The sequence below is a fragment of the Ruegeria sp. AB7 genome (assembly GCF_056542625.1).
Genome location: NZ_JBQGAC010000001.1, coordinates 43,178 through 58,182 on the forward strand (window position 1 = coordinate 43,178; position 15,005 = coordinate 58,182).

Sequence of the window (15,005 nt, forward strand, 5' to 3'; positions counted from 1 at the left end):
CTGTTATCGGCCCGTGATCAGACCAGTCGCGAGGTGTCTTTCGCGGCGCGCACGAATTCGCGGAACAGGGGGTGCGGGTCGAAGGGTTTGGATTTCAGTTCCGGGTGATACTGAACACCAATAAACCATGGGTGATCCGACCATTCGACGATTTCCGGCAGGCGACCATCCGGGGACATGCCCGAGAAATTCAGGCCTGCCTTTTCCAGTTTGTCGCGGTACTTGATGTCGACCTCGTAGCGGTGACGGTGGCGTTCCTCAATCTGGGTGCCGCCATAGACTTCCGCGACCTTCGAGCCTTCGGCCAGAACCGCATTATAGGCGCCCAAACGCATGGTGCCGCCCTTGTCGTCTCCGACTTTGCGTTCGACCTTGTGGTTGCCCTGCACCCATTCTTTCAGGTGGTAAACAACGGGTTCAAAACGCTTTTTGCCAGCCTCGTGGTCGAATTCCTCGGACCCGGCTTCGGTGATTCCCGCCGCGTTGCGTGCGGCTTCGATCACGGCCATCTGCATGCCCAGACAGATGCCCAGATAGGGCACTTTGTGTTCACGCGCATATTGAGCGGCCTTGATCTTGCCTTCTGTCCCACGCTCGCCAAAGCCGCCGGGGACCAGGATGGCGTGGAAGCCTTCCAGATGAGGTGCGGCGTCTTCGTTGTCAAACACCTCGGCATCGACCCACTCGATCTTGACGCGGACGCGGTTGGCCATGCCGCCATGGGTCAGGGCCTCGGCAATTGACTTGTAGGCATCTTCAAGCTGGGTGTATTTGCCGACGATGGCTACTTTCACTTCGCCTTCGGCGTTGTGGATGCGGTCGCTGACGTCTTCCCATTTGGCCAGATCGGGCTTGGGGGCCGGGCTGATCTGGAATGCGTCCAGAACCGCCTGATCCAGACCTTCACGGTGATAGGCCAGCGGGGCGTCGTAGATGGTGCTGAGGTCTTGTGCGGCAATCACGCTGTCAGGGCGGACATTGCAGAAAAGGGCCAGCTTTTCGCGTTCTTTGGTTGGAATCGGTCCCTCGGACCGGCAGACCAGAATGTCGGGGGCTAGACCGATCGAGCGCAACTCTTTCACCGAATGCTGGGTCGGCTTGGTTTTCAACTCGCCCGAGGCTTTGATATAGGGCAGCAACGTCAGGTGCATGAAGATACACTGACCGCGCGGCTTGTCCTGACTGAACTGGCGGATCGCTTCAAAGAAGGGCAGGCCCTCAATATCACCTACGGTGCCGCCGATTTCACAGAGCATGAAATCAACTTCATCCTCGCCAATCGCGATGAAATCCTTGATCTCATTGGTGACGTGCGGGATCACCTGAATGGTTTTGCCGAGGTAATCTCCACGGCGCTCTTTCTCCAGCACATTGGAATAAATCCGCCCCGAGCTGACCGAGTCGGTCTTGCGTGCCGCCACACCGGTGAAGCGTTCGTAATGACCAAGGTCCAGATCGGTTTCAGCGCCGTCATCGGTGACGAATACTTCGCCATGTTCGAAGGGCGACATGGTGCCCGGATCGACGTTTAGATAGGGGTCCAGCTTGCGCAGACGCACCGAATATCCCCGGGCCTGCAACAGCGATCCCAACGCCGCCGAAGCCAGTCCTTTGCCCAAGGACGAAACCACACCACCAGTGATGAAAATAAAACGCGCCATGTTTTTCGGCTGCTCCCGTGAGACGTCATTATTAGCTGCCCGGCGGTTCGAAAAAACCGCTGCATCACGGGACTTCACGTATAAAGGATTCGCGCACATAGCGCAAGAGAACCGCAAGATGCTGTTGCAGTTCCCTTATGATTTTCTAGGTTTTGTGGCTTAGTCGGCCGCCTGCGGGATCAGCGGAGCATTGTCGCCTTGCGCCGGCGGCAACAAATCATCTGCCGATGGGACTGCCGGAGCGCTTTCCTCAGCCGGGGCCGGGGCAGGCACGCCCAAACGGTCAATCACCGAGCTGCCAGAAGATTTCTGGGCCGCCAGAATCGTCAGCGTGATCGAGGTGACGATAAAGCACGCGGCCAGGATCCATGTCAGCTTTCCCAACGCCGTTGCTGCCGCGCGGCCCGTCATGGCCCCGCCGCCACCGCCACCCATCCCAAGGCCGCCGCCTTCGGAACGTTGCATCAGCACAACGACAATCAGGCCCAAGGCCAGAAGAAGGTGGATGATGAGAACGACGTTTTCCATGGTGGTCCTGTACAGCGTGGCGTGTATCGCGTGGTACTTATGCAAGTTTGCCAGCGGGGGCAAGTCACGAGTTGGCATCACGTGCGGTGATGTTTCATATCACACCAAAGAGACTGGACAGAGCGCTGTTCTGTCGCGCAGGCTGCGCCTCATGCCACATGATGATCACGACCACCCGCATGCTCTGTTGCCTCCCGAACCCGCGCTGCGCGTCAAAGCGCTTGAGACGATTCTGACCCGCAAGGGTCTGATTGATCCTGCAGCGCTGGATGAAATCATCGATACCTATCAGAACAAGATAGGGCCACAGAACGGCGCGCATGTTGTTGCAAAGGCTTGGAGTGATCCCGATTTCAAAGCCTCACTGCTGGCAGACGCCACATCAGTCGTGGCGGATCTGGGCTATTACGGTCGTCAGGGCGAGCATATGGTGGTCGTCGAGAACACGCCTGAACAGCATAATATGGTCGTCTGCACCTTGTGCAGTTGTTACCCGTGGCCACTGCTGGGTATTCCGCCAGGTTGGTACAAATCCGATGCCTACCGCGCCCGCGCAGTGCGCGAACCGCGCAAGGTTCTTGCCGAATTTGGAGTGACACTGCCGGAAGGCGCTTCGGTCCGCGTCTGGGATTCGACAGCCGAAATTCGTTACCTCGTCCTGCCGATGCGCCCAGAGGGCACAGAAGGATTGGACGCGGATGAACTGGCCACGCTGGTCACCCGCGACAGCATGATCGGCACTGGGCTACCCAAGGTGCCGTCATGACGCGCGTACATGATATGGGAGGGCGCTTTGGTGATGGTCCGGTAATCCCGGAACCCGCAGACGCGCCGGTGTTTGCCGAAGACTGGCACGGTCGGGCGCTGGCGATAACGCTCGCTGCGGGGTTTCTGGGGCAATGGAATATCGATGTCTCACGTCACGCGCGGGAAAGGTTGTCTCCTACGGACTACGCGCGGTTTTCTTACTATGAGAAATGGATGTCTGGTCTGGCTGATCTTCTGGTCGAAAAGGGTGTCCTGACGCTTGATGATTTGCGCGGTGTTGACGGGGATGGTGTTCATCCTCTGACTGAGCGTACCCTGATGGCTGACGCCGTCGCAGGCGCTTTGGCCAAAGGTGGACCCGCAGATCGCCCGTCGAACGTCGAAGTTCGGTTTCAGGCTGGACAGGCCGTCCGAACCCTGGGCCACAGCGCCAATCGACTGGTTGATGGCGGCCACACCCGGTTGCCGATCTATGCCGCGGGTGCAACGGGTCGCATCCTCAGGCTGCATGGCACTCATGTCCTGCCGGATTCCAACGCCCATGGGTTGGGTGAAGCCCCCGAGCCGCTATATGCGGTCGTGTTTCCCGCCTCAGAACTTTGGGCAAACCCCGAGCACCCGGCGGATGAAGTCGTGCTGGACCTCTGGCAGTCTTATTTGGAGCCCGCATGAGCGATTGTATCACTCACTCGGCCCCCGAGCCGGTTTTTGCCGAGCCCTGGCACGCGCAGGTTTTTGCGGTCACAGTGGCCTTGAACGAAGCGGGCCGGTTTGATTGGCCGGACTGGGCGGAACGGTTTTCCAATACTTTGAAACGGAACGGCCTCAAAAAAGATCTGGATGGTGGGGACGATTACTTTCACGCTTGGTTGGAGACCTTGGAGGCGCTGCTGGCTGAGCAGGGGGAAGCGCCCACTGATGATGTCCAGGATCTTCGCAATGCATGGGAAGAGGCTTACCTAACAACACCCCACGGTCATCCCGTACACTTGCGCTAAAAGCAGAGGGGGCGCTGCCCCCGCCGCCCGTCCGGGCGACTCCCCCGAGGTACTTTTGGCCAGATGAAGCAGGGGATCCGCTCTTCATCAGGCCAAAAACACCTCCGCCGGAGGCATCGCGAGCGGCACGATTTGTATCTGCGGCGAAATATCGGTTTCCCTGCCGTCTGTGCCCGGCTATATGAGCCGGGTTTGAATATTCAGCGCAAAAGGACCGGATATGGCCAACGTGGTTGTTGTCGGCGCCCAGTGGGGCGACGAAGGAAAAGGCAAGATCGTCGACTGGCTCAGTGAGCGAGCGGATGTGATCGCGCGTTTTCAGGGTGGACATAATGCCGGGCACACGCTGGTCATTGAGGGTGAGGTTTACAAACTGCATGCGCTACCTTCGGGCGTCGTACGCGGTGGAAAGCTGAGCGTGATCGGCAATGGGGTCGTTTTGGACCCTTGGCACCTGATCAAAGAGATCGGTACCATCCGCGCGCAGGGTGTCGATATCACGCCCGAGACGCTGATGATTGCCGAGAACACCCCGCTGATCCTACCGTTCCATGGCGAGCTGGATCGTGCGCGCGAAAGCCAGAACTCGGTGGCCAAGATCGGCACGACCGGTCGCGGGATCGGTCCATGCTATGAAGACAAGGTTGGTCGGCGTGTAATCCGGGTGGCTGATCTGGCTGATGATGCGACGCTGGCGCTGCGGGTCGATCGGGCCTTGGTCCATCACAATGCGCTGCGCAATGGTTTGGGGCTTGAGCCGATTGACCGGGATGCGTTGATCGCGCAGTTGAAAGAGATCGCGCCGCAGATTTTGCCTTTCGCAGCACCGGTGTGGAAGGTGCTGAACGAGAAGCGCAAGGCAGGCAAGCGAATCCTGTTCGAAGGCGCACAGGGTGCGCTGCTGGATATCGATTTCGGGACCTATCCGTTTGTGACATCGTCGAATGTGATTGCGGGCCAGGCCTCGACAGGCGTTGGGATTGGACCGGGTTCGATCGACTTCGTTTTGGGCATCGTCAAGGCGTACACGACCCGCGTGGGTGAGGGGCCTTTCCCAACCGAATTAGACGACGAAGATGGCCAACGCCTGGGCGAACGGGGGCATGAGTTCGGCACCACGACGGGGCGCAAACGCCGTTGTGGTTGGTTCGATGCCTGTCTGGTACGCCAAACCTGCGCGACCAGCGGTGTGAACGGCATCTCCCTGACCAAGCTGGATGTGTTGGACGGGTTCGAGACGCTGAAAATTTGTGTCGGGTATGAGCTGGATGGCAATCGTCTGGACTATCTGCCGACCGCCGCCGACCAGCAAGCACGTTGCACGCCGATTTACGAAGAGATGCCGGGCTGGAGCGAATCCACCGAAGGCGCGCGCAGTTGGGCAGACTTGCCTGCGAACGCGATCAAATACGTGCGCCGCGTCGAGGAATTGATCGAATGTCCGGTCGCCCTTTTGTCCACCAGCCCGGAGCGGGAGGACACCATTCTTGTGACCGACCCGTTTGCAGATTGATGAGCAGCAACGACAAACCCGGCCTCAGCTATAAGGCACGTCGGCGGTGGTCATTGGTGCTGCTGCTGATCGGGCTCCCCGTCTATATCGTTGCGGTTGTGACAATCGTGAACTGGCTGGATCGCCCGCCGATCTGGCTGGAACTTCTGGTATATGTCGCGCTTGGCATTGTCTGGGCGTTGCCGTTCAAATTTGTCTTCCGCGGGGTGGGCAAAGAGGACCCGGATCAAGATCAAAGCTAAGCCGCCCGATTGTCTTGGTGTCTTCTGCGTGGCACGATGTTTGCGACTTTCTTTCGCGGCAACCAGAGGCAGATAGGGCATGAAAAACCGGGTATTAGCGGCGGTTACCACAACATGTATCGCGAGCAGCGCTCAGGCCGATGATTGGCGCTATACCATTGCGCCTTATTTCTGGGGGCCGGAATTCAGAACCTCACTGGACGTGGGACCAAACCCGCCGGTGAACGGGGATACCTCGATCTTCGACATTCTGAAGGGCGCGTTCCTGATCGCTGGTCAGGCCCGAAATGGGCGTTGGACCATTGGTGGTGAGTTCAATTATCTCAATTTGGGTGACGATGTCTCGGTCGGTCGGTTCGACGATGCAGCCAGTTGGGATCTTGAGGGCACGATGGTCTCACTGGCGGCCAGCTATGCGGTCTATCAGGATGATCAGTCACGGTTGGAAGCGTTGGCCGGGCTGCGCCATTGGGACCTGGATGTTTCGACCACCGTGCTGGATCGCACCTTCAGCACAGATCAAAGCTGGACCGACCCGTTGATCGGCGCACGCTATAACTACGCGCTGAATGACCGCTGGAGCCTCACAGCGATGGGCAATATCGGCGGCTTCGGTTATGGCTCGGAATTCCAGTGGGAGGCGCTGGTGCAGGCTAGTTGGAAGTGGCGTGAGAATATCAACGTTGCGGGCGGGTATCGCCATCTGGATGTTGAGTTTGAAGACGGGCGCGATGTGATTGATCTGATCCTGACCGGCCCTTACGTGGCGCTGGCGTTCAACTTCTGAACTTGATTGGCTTTTTGGCTGCCAGCCACGGAACGAAAAAGGGCCAGAGTTTCCTCTGGCCCAATTTTGTCTTGAGGGGGTATTGGGGAATCTTGGTGTCAGCCAGCGGCACGCTCGTCGTCGTTCGGGCGGAACCCGATTTGGGTTGAGGCGGCGAAACGGCCACCTCCGGCCTTTTCGATCTTGCCGTCCCGCAGCAACTGACCGAATGAGCGCAAGCTTTCTTCGCGGTTGAACGAGTCCTGCTTGAGCGAGCGAACTTTGTTCATCAGCTGTGGACGTGAGAACTGCTCCTGACCTTCGATGAAGGACAAATAAGCTGCGGCAGCTTCCAGCAGGTCGAGTAGTGATTGGGCACCCTGTTCTTGCGCAAAGGCTGCAAAACCACCTTCTTCATCTGCAGATTCCTCGTCCGCCGAGGTGACACGGCGCGGTGTCACCGGGCCAGTGTCAGCCGTTTCGGTATCCACCCGCTGTTCAGCCACCAATTTCAATGGTGCCGCAGCATCAGGGGTGGGGCGTTCACTGGTGACCTCGATCTCGGGTCGGCGTGGATTGACGACCGAGGCCAGATCACCGCGATAATCATCCTCGGGGGTCTGAGATTTGTCTGCGCCATCTTCGCGGTCTGCTTCGGTTGCAGCAACGGCAGTGCGCAGGTGAGAATATGTTTCGCGCTGGCCGCTGGTGGCAGGATCATCCATATGCGCGCCCGCTTCGTCCATCAGGCGCGAGACGTCCTGATCCAGACCCGTCATATCGGGCAGCTCAGCCGTCGTGTTTGCCGCCAGCTCGGTTTCTACCAGCGCCATTTCGTCAAGCAGCAGCGCCTCATCCTCGGCCGAGATGACGCCATGGGCGAGGCCGGTAAGATCCGGTGTTGTTTCATCTTCGTCGGTGTTGTCCTGGTCATTCAGGATGTTTGAGGGGCCTTCGTCTTCAGTTTCAGATTCGTCGTCGAGGTCCGAGAACAACACGTCCTTGTCCGTGACATCGGCTGCCGGCTGTTCGGGCGCTTCGTCCTCGTCTTCAAGTTCGGCAGTAATCGCCGGTGAGATGATCGGGGCTGCTTCGACTTCGTCCTGCTCGTTGGTGGCAGGTGCGATAGGTTCTTCGTCCTGAACGGGCAGCTCGGCGATGGTTGCCATTTGCTCGGGTTCGGCAGGCTGTTCGACCTGTGGGGCCGTTGCCGGAGCGTCGTCCGTAGCAGTGTCTTCCAGATCGGCCGGGCTCAGCGCGCCGGACTCAAAAGCGGCAGAAATTGCATCTACCTTTGGCTTCACGGGCTGCAGATAGCTGACGTCTTCGTCTTCAGAGTATCCGGCAGGGGCAGCATCGGAATGCGAAACAACAGCCCGGATTCGCTGCAGCTTGGCTGCGATGCTGTCAGCGGCGGGAGCATCTTCGGATTGCGGAGCAGACGGAGCAGGGGGAACAACATCCGCGACAGGCTGAACAGGTTCAGGTGCTGTGGCTGGCGCAATTGCAGCGGGGGTCGGTGCTGCAACCGGGGCGGTTTCCGTTGCGCGCAGCAACAGGCCGGTCTCGTTCTGGCTGGCTTCAACCTTCTGTGCGGCGTCCCGCTGTGCGATCCGGGTCAGCATCTCGGCGTCAGGCTGAGGAGGTTCCGATCCGAAGTATCGGTCATCCGCTGCAAGGTCCCGGAAATACTCGGCGATCGCCTTCATTGTTTCAAATGAATCGTCAAAGCCTTCGAGGGTGCACGAGAAGGTGCCGTATGAAACGGTGAGTACCTTGTTGTTCTGTACCATCAGACGCATGTCCTTTACAAACTACCAGGTCGATTACCAGACACAGCAGGGGCAACCGACTCGAAACTCTAGCCATGAAGCTATCATTTTGTGGTTTCATTATGTCCAAAACTGGAAAATATGGTCAATCTTGTGGAAAATGGGGCAATTGTTCGCTCTGGCGGGCCAATCGGGCTGTTTGGTGGGGGCGAAATCTGTTCAGAGGATGTGAATCTGGTGCTAAATCGCGTCAATTCTGCCGTTGCGGCGGATGGCGGTGCGGCTGCGTTGATTGATTCGGGACGGATGCCGGACGCAGTGATCGGCGATTTGGACTCGATTACGGCAGAATATCGGGCCCGGATTCCCAAGGATCAGTTGTTCCGGATATCCGAGCAGAACAGCACCGATTTTGACAAGGCGCTGCGCAATATGGATGCGCCTGTGGTGCTGGCAGCAGGATTTCTGGGCGCGCGGGTGGATCATCAGTTGGTGGCGTTCAATACTCTGGTTCGGTTGCAGGATCGGCCTTGTGTCCTGTTGGGCGCACGAGAAATTGTCTTTCATGCGCCACCCAGGATCAGTCTGGAGCTCACAGCAGGAGACACGGTTTCATTGTTTCCGCTGCGGCGGGTGACCGGGCGCAGCGAGGGGCTGGAATGGCCGATTGATGATCTGGTGCTAGAACCGGACGGGCAGGTCGGAACCTCAAACCGAGCGCTAGGCGCGCTAACGCTTGAGGTCGATGGACCCGGGTTGCTGACGATCCTGCCGCGCGCGGCGTTGGATCAGGTCATGCAGGCGTTTCAGTCGGGCCGGACCGAGCGTTGGCCCGCTCGTGCAGGATAACGTAGAGCCCGGCGGCGATGGTGATGCCGATGCCCAGCGCGGCCAGCCCGTTTGGCAGATCGTGGAAGATCAGCCAGCCGATCAGGGTGGCGACCGGAATCTCTAGATATTGCATCGGGGCCAGAGTCGCAGACGGCGCATAGCGCAGAGACCATGTCATAAGTAGATGCGCCACGGTGCCCAGCACACCGATCCCCAGTAGCAGCCAGAGCGTCTCGGCCGTGGGCATCGTCAGGGACATTGCTGGCAGGCCGATCTGGGAACCCAGCAGGACAATCGGAAGCAAAAAGACGGTAGCCATGGCCCCCGATACCGCCTGCAGTGCAACCGGGTCTGTTTCCTTGGCGATCTGCCGCGTAACCAGCATGAACAGGGCGAAGACCACTGCGACGATCAAGGGCAACAAGGCAGGCGCGCCCACTTGTGCAAAGCTGGGTTGGATGACCAGCAAGGTGCCGATGAATCCTACGACACAGGCGACCAGACGTCGGGGGCCGACCTGTTCGCCCAGAACGTATTTGCCCAAAAGCAGCATGATGAAGGGCATTACAAAGGCGATGGCCACGGTATCGGCCAGCGGCATATATTGCAGCGCTGTGAACATAGCTGCGATCCCAATGATGTGCAGAAGGGTGCGGATCATCGTCAGGCGCAAAACGCGCGGCGTCATCTTCCATGGCTTGCCGGTCATCGCGATCAGTGGGATCAAGATCATCGCCTGAACAGCAAACCGAACCAGTACCAGCAGTCCCAAAGCTGTGGTTTCACCCAACAGCTTTGCCATCCCGTCACCAAGCGGTGCGAGCACGCAAAAACCGAGCATCAATATGATGCCGAGAACGGGGCGATCCTGAGTCATGTGCGCGACGCTAGCGGTTTCGCGGCAGAGGGGGAAGCTCTGATCTCAGGTGTCGGGCAGGGGTTGGACTTTGGTGTAATCCGGGCCGATGCAGGTGGGCAGGCCGTCACCAAGCTGCAGCCAGCTAAGCTTTTCCTCGTGCGCGACATGCAAGGTCGGGCTGAGTACTTCGGGATTTTCCAGTGTCGCGACGTAGAGGTGCATCACATCCGACATCACCGTGGACCGGAAGGAAATCGGCGTGCCGCAATGGGGGCAGAAACTGCGCTCGACTCCAGGTGAGGAATTGAAGCGTTTCGGCTGCTCACCGGTCCAGCGCCAATTGCCGTCGCGCACGCCGAAATAGGTGGTCATCGGAGCGGCGCATTGGCGACGGCAGCTGTCGCAATGGCATGTGACACAGGACAGAACCGGAGGGTCAACCTCGTATCCAATCTTGCCGCACAGGCAATGTCCGCGCATGTCACCCCACTTGTTCTTGCTGTCAGATCAGCAGTTCGGCACGTTGACGGCCAACCCGCCCAAAGATGTTTCTTTGTATTTCTCGTGCATATCCTCGCCGGTCTGGCGCATCGTTTCAATGGCCGCGTCCAAAGGCATAAAGTGCTTGCCGTCGCCGCGAAGCGCCAGCGATGCGGCTGAAACGGCCTTGATCGCGCCCAATCCGTTGCGCTCGATACACGGCACCTGCACAAGGCCCGCGACTGGGTCGCAGGTCATGCCAAGGTGATGTTCCAACGCGATCTCGGCGGCGTTTTCAACCTGCTCAGGCGTACCGCCCATCACGGCGCACATGCCTGCCGCAGCCATGGCTGACGCGCTGCCAACCTCGGCCTGACAGCCCGCTTCGGCGCCCGAGATCGAAGCGTTGAACTTGACCAGACCACCGATGGCGGCGGCGGTCAGCAGGAAATCCTCGACATGGCTTTCGGACGCGCCGGGCACGTGATCGAGGTAATAGCGCAGAACTGATGGCAGCACGCCCGCCGCGCCATTTGTAGGGGCGGTGACAACCTGCCCACCGGCTGCGTTTTCCTCGTTCACGGCCATGGCGTAGACGCTCATCCAGTCGTTGATCGTATGCGGGGCATTCAGGTTCATGCCGCGTTCCGCCAGCAGGGCATCGTGAATGCCTTTGGCGCGGCGGCGCACGCTGAGACCACCGGGCAGGATGCCATCCGTTTTTAGCCCACGCTCGATGCAGTCATTCATGACCTGCCAAAGACGCGCGGTGCCTTTGGCAAAGCTATCCGCGCAACCGCGCGCGATCTCATTTTCGCGCTTCATCTGAGCGATGCTTTTACCGTTGTCTTTGGCCATTTGCAGCATTTCGGCGGCGGATTTGAACGGGAAGGGCACAGGCGCACCTTCGTCAGTTGCCTTGCCTTCGGCCAATTCCTCTTCCGTAAGAACAAATCCTCCACCGATGGAGTAGTAGACCTGACGCAGGATGACATCGCCTTGTGCGTCAGTGGCCATCAGGATCATACCATTGGCATGACCGGGCAGATTGTTGTCGTAGTCGAAGATCAGATCGGCTTTGGGATCAAAGCTCAGCGTCGGCAGGCCTTCGGGTGTCACCGTATGGGATTCTGCGATAGCTGCCAGTGTGGCTTCGGCCTTGTCGTTGTCATAGGTGTCAGGCACAAACCCGGCGAGGCCCAGAATTGTAGCGCGGTCGGTGGCGTGGCCGACGCCGGTAAAGGCCAGCGAGCCGTGCAACGAGCCGCGCAGGCCCGAAAACTCGAACGGTGAGGCGCGCATCAGGTCAAGGAACCGTGCGGCGGCCACCATCGGACCCATGGTGTGGGAAGAAGATGGGCCGATGCCCACTTTGAACATATCGAAGACAGAGAGAAACATATCAGGTAGCTGAGCCTTCTGGAGGGTTGGCGTAGGTCGGCGAGGTGAAGGGAGTGACCCCCAGCCCCTCGGCGGCAATAGCTGCGCGGGTCGACGGGTTTGATTCTAGCTGCATCAGGATTTTTTGCAGATAAGGCGTGTCGGCGAGTTGATACCAGCTGCGGTCCGCCTTAGCGGGATAGAGCGCCATCCAGCGCATCATGCAGGCGACATATATCGTCAGGACTGAAGGGTGATCAGCACTGAACCAGTCGGGCGCTTTTTGGGCCTGAGCATCCAGCAGTTTCAGGTGCTGCCGCAGCCGGGGGCGGATGCCGGAGCGTAGTGTATCGGCCTGATCTGCCGCGATGTATTTCTCGGCATAGAACAGGATTCGCAGATCGGCATGCAGGGTATTAGAGGCGAAGAACAGCCACTTCAGGAATGCCGCCCGATCAGGGCTGACCTGTGTCGGGGCCAATTGCCCATGCGTATCAGCCAGCCACAGCAGGATTGCGGCGGTCTCGAAGATCGGACCCTGGGGCGTCTCCAGCACCGGGATCAGCCCGTTCGGATTCAACGCCCGATACGCCGCACTATTCTGTGCATCACGGGCGCGATCGACCAGTATGGTCTCATAGGGTAGGCCCATCTCTTCCAGCGCCAGTCGGATCACCAGCGAGGCGTTGTCGGGGGCGTAGTGCAGGCGGTATGGCGATTCCATGGCGACTATCTAGGGGGTCTGGCGATCACAATAGAGGCTGATTGCGACGTTTCCTATCGGAAACGCGTATTTCAGCGACATGTTAGCACAGGTGCGGAGTGTTTTGCCTCTCGCAGTTGCGCGGGGCATTCCGTATAAGTCTGGCAGTATTCTTGGGGGAAGCTGCCATGACCAGAGACTTGTCGCCCATCGACAAAGCGAAATACGTTGCTGCCTGTCGCGCCGCCGATCTTGTTCAGGAGGGGATGCGTGTGGGATTGGGGACAGGCTCGACCGCCGCATGGTTGGTGCGCCGCCTGGGTGAACGGGTGCGCGATGAAGGGTTGAAAATCAAGGGGGTTCCGACCTCGACCGCGACGGCGCAATTGGCGCGGGAAGAAGGGATCGAGGTCGTCTCGCTGGATCAGGCCGGCTGGTTGGACCTGACAATCGACGGCGCGGATGAGTTTGATGGCGAGTTCAACCTGATCAAGGGCGGTGGTGCTGCGCTGTTGCAGGAAAAGATTGTGGCCACAGCCAGCGATCAGATGGTGGTGATCGCGGATGCAGGCAAAGAGGTTGAGACGCTGGGCGCATTCCCTCTGCCGGTCGAGGTGATCCCGTTCGGCTGGCAGACCACCCGCACCCTGATTGAAGAGGCGCTGGACACAATGGATGTGCTGGGCACCTCGGTCACTTTGCGCATGAACGGTGAGGCACCCAAGGTTACGGATGAGGGCAATCACATTCTGGACCTGCATCTCAAGCGGATCGGCAATGCCCGCCAACTGGCACTGGTGATGAATCAGATCCCGGGTGTGGTCGAAAATGGGCTGTTCATTGATATTTGCGACAAGGTTCTCATTGGTTATGGCGATGGCCGGGTCGAATTGCGTGATATCAATGAGGGTACAGTCCTGACCGATATGCTGGGTGACGGTGGGGACAACCTGTTTTCCGATCTGGCGGACTAAAGATCAGGCAAGTAGCGCGATAAACTGCAGAAGAAAAATCACTATTTCCCGCGCCAGGGGTTGGCAGTTCAGGATTTGCGCCCAGATATCCAGTGAATTTTGGCCACGCGGAATAAAAGGAACTCGTACATGAGCTTTGACTATGATCTGTTCGTCATCGGAGGCGGCTCGGGCGGAGTTCGCGCGGCACGGGTGGCGGCGGGTGAAAACGGCGCCAAGGTGGCTCTGGCGGAAGAGGATCGTTACGGCGGAACCTGCGTGATCCGTGGCTGTGTACCCAAGAAGCTGATGGTTTTCGCCAGCGAGTTCGCGGATACGGTCGGGGACGCGCAGGCTTATGGCTGGGACATGCAGCCGGGTGCGTTCAACTGGAACACTTTCAAAGTTAAGCTGCACGCAGAGCTCGATCGGTTGGAAGGTATCTACCGCAATATCCTGAAGAACAATGGTGTCGAGAGTTTCGACAAGCGCGCCCATGTCGTTGATCCGCATACGGTGGAACTGGCTGATGGTACCCGCAAGACAGCCAAGCATATTCTTGTCGCAACGGGCGGTCGTCCGGTTGTACCCGAGTTCCCCGGATCTGATCTTGCGATCACCTCGAATGAGATTTTCCACCTGGAGGAACTGCCCGAATCCATGCTGATCGTTGGCGGTGGCTATATCGCCTGTGAATTTGCCGGGATCATGAATGGGATGGGGGTCAAAACGACTCAGTTCTATCGCGGGGCGCAGATTCTGCGGGGCTTTGATGATGAGGCGCGCGGGCTGATCAGTGAAGAGATGTGCCAGAACGGGATCGATCTGCATCTGGGTACCAACGTGCTTGAGATGAAAAAGCAAGGCGACAAAATCTGGGTGAAGGCCACAAATGGCTCCGAGCAGCTGTTCGACGTTGTGATGTATGCCACGGGTCGCGCGCCGAATGCGGATGATCTGGGGCTTGAGGCTTTGGGCGTCGCGCGCGGTCGCAAGGGTGAGATCATCGTGGATGAGTACAGCCAGACAGGCGTGCCCTCGATCTTTGCCATTGGTGATGTAACCGATCGGGTGAACCTGACCCCTGTGGCGATCCGCGAAGGCATGGCCTTTGTCGAGACCGTCTTTAAAGGCAACCCAACGCCCGTTGATCACGAACTGATCCCGACCGCCATCTTTACCCAGCCGGAAATGGGTACTGTGGGCCTCAGCGAGGAAGCGGCTGCGGAACAGGAACCGATTGAGGTTTATGCGACCTCATTCAAGCCCATGCAGAAGGCGTTTGCAGGAGGCACACAGCGCGTGCTGATGAAGCTGATCGTGTCGCAAGAGACGCGGAAAATACTCGGCTGTCACATCGTTGCGCCGGGCGCGGGTGAGATGATCCAACTTGCCGGAATTGCCGTAAAGATGGGTGCCACCAAAGAAGATTTCGACCGTACGGTTGCAGTTCATCCGGTGATGGCCGAAGAACTGGTGACAATGCGGCAACCTGTGCGCACGGCTTGATTTGCAAGCGCGCGCACACACGTTACAAGGGAACCCGTGATC

16 protein-coding genes are annotated in these 15,005 nt (G+C 58.7%); 9 read left to right on the top strand and 7 right to left on the bottom strand.

Annotated elements, in window-relative coordinates; translation table 11 throughout:
- Nucleotides 1–17 precede the first annotated feature (17 nt).
- Both ACR0EN_RS00265 and secG read right to left on the bottom strand, forming a co-directional pair.
- The gene (locus ACR0EN_RS00265) at nt 18–1,661 is read right to left on the bottom strand and encodes a CTP synthase (protein ID WP_170421030.1); all 1,644 of its coding nucleotides are present in this window, start codon (nt 1,659–1,661) and stop codon (nt 18–20) included.
- Between the two features lie 159 nt (nt 1,662–1,820).
- Nucleotides 1,821–2,189 (bottom strand): preprotein translocase subunit SecG, encoded by a 369-nt coding sequence (gene secG / locus ACR0EN_RS00270; RefSeq protein ID WP_480584667.1) that lies wholly within the window; start codon nt 2,187–2,189, stop codon nt 1,821–1,823.
- Between the two features lie 151 nt (nt 2,190–2,340).
- Between secG and nthA the strand changes: the two genes are divergently transcribed.
- The 6 genes from nthA (at nt 2,341) to ACR0EN_RS00300 (ending at nt 6,497) form a co-directional block, all read left to right on the top strand.
- On the top strand, nt 2,341–2,955 hold the full coding sequence (nthA, locus tag ACR0EN_RS00275; protein ID WP_170510681.1) for a nitrile hydratase subunit alpha: 615 nt from the start codon (nt 2,341–2,343) through the stop codon (nt 2,953–2,955).
- Entirely contained in the window at nt 2,952–3,629 is a 678-nt protein-coding gene (gene nthB / locus ACR0EN_RS00280; protein WP_480584670.1) for a nitrile hydratase subunit beta, read from the top strand. Before nthA ends, nthB begins: the two co-directional genes overlap by 4 nt.
- Nucleotides 3,626–3,955 (top strand): nitrile hydratase accessory protein, encoded by a 330-nt coding sequence (locus tag ACR0EN_RS00285; protein ID WP_170563403.1) that lies wholly within the window; start codon nt 3,626–3,628, stop codon nt 3,953–3,955. Before nthB ends, ACR0EN_RS00285 begins: the two co-directional genes overlap by 4 nt.
- A gap of 220 nt (nt 3,956–4,175) precedes the next feature.
- Nucleotides 4,176–5,468: an adenylosuccinate synthase gene (locus ACR0EN_RS00290; protein ID WP_170465502.1), complete on the top strand. Its 1,293-nt coding sequence runs from the start codon at nt 4,176–4,178 to the stop codon at nt 5,466–5,468.
- Nucleotides 5,468–5,710: a DUF2842 domain-containing protein gene (locus ACR0EN_RS00295; RefSeq protein ID WP_170510671.1), complete on the top strand. Its 243-nt coding sequence runs from the start codon at nt 5,468–5,470 to the stop codon at nt 5,708–5,710. Before ACR0EN_RS00290 ends, ACR0EN_RS00295 begins: the two co-directional genes overlap by 1 nt.
- A gap of 79 nt (nt 5,711–5,789) precedes the next feature.
- Nucleotides 5,790–6,497: a YfaZ family protein gene (locus ACR0EN_RS00300; protein ID WP_170626079.1), complete on the top strand. Its 708-nt coding sequence runs from the start codon at nt 5,790–5,792 to the stop codon at nt 6,495–6,497.
- Nucleotides 6,498–6,595: 98 nt separating this feature from the next.
- On the opposite strand, the gene ACR0EN_RS00305 is transcribed toward ACR0EN_RS00300, so the two are convergent.
- Entirely contained in the window at nt 6,596–8,269 is a 1,674-nt protein-coding gene (locus tag ACR0EN_RS00305; RefSeq protein ID WP_170817873.1) for a hypothetical protein, read from the bottom strand.
- Nucleotides 8,270–8,389: 120 nt separating this feature from the next.
- Here ACR0EN_RS00305 and ACR0EN_RS00310 point away from each other — a divergent pair, with 120 nt between their 5' ends.
- A complete protein-coding gene (locus ACR0EN_RS00310; protein ID WP_480584674.1) occupies nt 8,390–9,097 on the top strand; it encodes a thiamine diphosphokinase in 708 nt (235 codons plus the stop codon).
- Here the strand turns inward: ACR0EN_RS00310 and ACR0EN_RS00315 are convergent.
- From ACR0EN_RS00315 to ACR0EN_RS00330, 4 genes are read right to left on the bottom strand one after another with little or no spacing between them, the layout of a single operon-like run.
- A complete protein-coding gene (locus ACR0EN_RS00315) occupies nt 9,042–9,956 on the bottom strand; it encodes a DMT family transporter (RefSeq protein ID WP_170563387.1) in 915 nt (304 codons plus the stop codon). The genes ACR0EN_RS00310 and ACR0EN_RS00315 overlap by 56 nt on opposite strands.
- A gap of 45 nt (nt 9,957–10,001) precedes the next feature.
- A complete protein-coding gene (locus ACR0EN_RS00320) occupies nt 10,002–10,418 on the bottom strand; it encodes a GFA family protein (RefSeq protein ID WP_170421044.1) in 417 nt (138 codons plus the stop codon).
- Nucleotides 10,419–10,445: 27 nt separating this feature from the next.
- Nucleotides 10,446–11,819, bottom strand: coding sequence for an L-serine ammonia-lyase (locus ACR0EN_RS00325; protein ID WP_170511074.1), 1,374 nt, complete (start codon nt 11,817–11,819; stop codon nt 10,446–10,448).
- Nucleotide 11,820: 1 nt separating this feature from the next.
- Nucleotides 11,821–12,522 (bottom strand): glutathione S-transferase family protein, encoded by a 702-nt coding sequence (locus ACR0EN_RS00330; protein WP_480584679.1) that lies wholly within the window; start codon nt 12,520–12,522, stop codon nt 11,821–11,823.
- A 167-nt stretch (nt 12,523–12,689) separates the two neighbouring features.
- On the opposite strand from ACR0EN_RS00330, the gene rpiA reads away from it, so the two are divergent.
- Entirely contained in the window at nt 12,690–13,475 is a 786-nt protein-coding gene (rpiA, locus tag ACR0EN_RS00335; RefSeq protein ID WP_480584681.1) for a ribose-5-phosphate isomerase RpiA, read from the top strand.
- A gap of 129 nt (nt 13,476–13,604) precedes the next feature.
- Nucleotides 13,605–14,963 carry a glutathione-disulfide reductase gene (gene gor, locus ACR0EN_RS00340; RefSeq protein WP_480584684.1) on the top strand — a complete coding sequence of 453 codons (1,359 nt, stop codon included), beginning with the start codon at nt 13,605–13,607 and terminating at the stop codon, nt 14,961–14,963.
- The last annotated feature ends 42 nt before the right edge of the window (nt 14,964–15,005 follow it).

What these genes read in the sequence shown, in the direction of transcription:
- ACR0EN_RS00330 (WP_480584679.1), bottom strand. Translation starts at nt 12,522, where the DNA reads ATGGAATCGCCATACCGCCTGCACTACGCCCCCGACAACGCCTCGCTG.
- ACR0EN_RS00310 (WP_480584674.1), top strand. Translation starts at nt 8,390, where the DNA reads ATGGTCAATCTTGTGGAAAATGGGGCAATTGTTCGCTCTGGCGGGCCA.
- secG (WP_480584667.1), bottom strand. Translation starts at nt 2,189, where the DNA reads ATGGAAAACGTCGTTCTCATCATCCACCTTCTTCTGGCCTTGGGCCTG.
- ACR0EN_RS00285 (WP_170563403.1), top strand. Translation starts at nt 3,626, where the DNA reads ATGAGCGATTGTATCACTCACTCGGCCCCCGAGCCGGTTTTTGCCGAG.
- ACR0EN_RS00295 (WP_170510671.1), top strand. Translation starts at nt 5,468, where the DNA reads ATGAGCAGCAACGACAAACCCGGCCTCAGCTATAAGGCACGTCGGCGG.
- ACR0EN_RS00320 (WP_170421044.1), bottom strand. Translation starts at nt 10,418, where the DNA reads ATGCGCGGACATTGCCTGTGCGGCAAGATTGGATACGAGGTTGACCCT.
- ACR0EN_RS00315 (WP_170563387.1), bottom strand. Translation starts at nt 9,956, where the DNA reads ATGACTCAGGATCGCCCCGTTCTCGGCATCATATTGATGCTCGGTTTT.
- gor (WP_480584684.1), top strand. Translation starts at nt 13,605, where the DNA reads ATGAGCTTTGACTATGATCTGTTCGTCATCGGAGGCGGCTCGGGCGGA.
- nthA (WP_170510681.1), top strand. Translation starts at nt 2,341, where the DNA reads ATGCCACATGATGATCACGACCACCCGCATGCTCTGTTGCCTCCCGAA.
- ACR0EN_RS00290 (WP_170465502.1), top strand. Translation starts at nt 4,176, where the DNA reads ATGGCCAACGTGGTTGTTGTCGGCGCCCAGTGGGGCGACGAAGGAAAA.
- nthB (WP_480584670.1), top strand. Translation starts at nt 2,952, where the DNA reads ATGACGCGCGTACATGATATGGGAGGGCGCTTTGGTGATGGTCCGGTA.
- ACR0EN_RS00265 (WP_170421030.1), bottom strand. Translation starts at nt 1,661, where the DNA reads ATGGCGCGTTTTATTTTCATCACTGGTGGTGTGGTTTCGTCCTTGGGC.
- ACR0EN_RS00325 (WP_170511074.1), bottom strand. Translation starts at nt 11,819, where the DNA reads ATGTTTCTCTCTGTCTTCGATATGTTCAAAGTGGGCATCGGCCCATCT.
- ACR0EN_RS00300 (WP_170626079.1), top strand. Translation starts at nt 5,790, where the DNA reads ATGAAAAACCGGGTATTAGCGGCGGTTACCACAACATGTATCGCGAGC.
- ACR0EN_RS00305 (WP_170817873.1), bottom strand. Translation starts at nt 8,269, where the DNA reads ATGGTACAGAACAACAAGGTACTCACCGTTTCATACGGCACCTTCTCG.
- rpiA (WP_480584681.1), top strand. Translation starts at nt 12,690, where the DNA reads ATGACCAGAGACTTGTCGCCCATCGACAAAGCGAAATACGTTGCTGCC.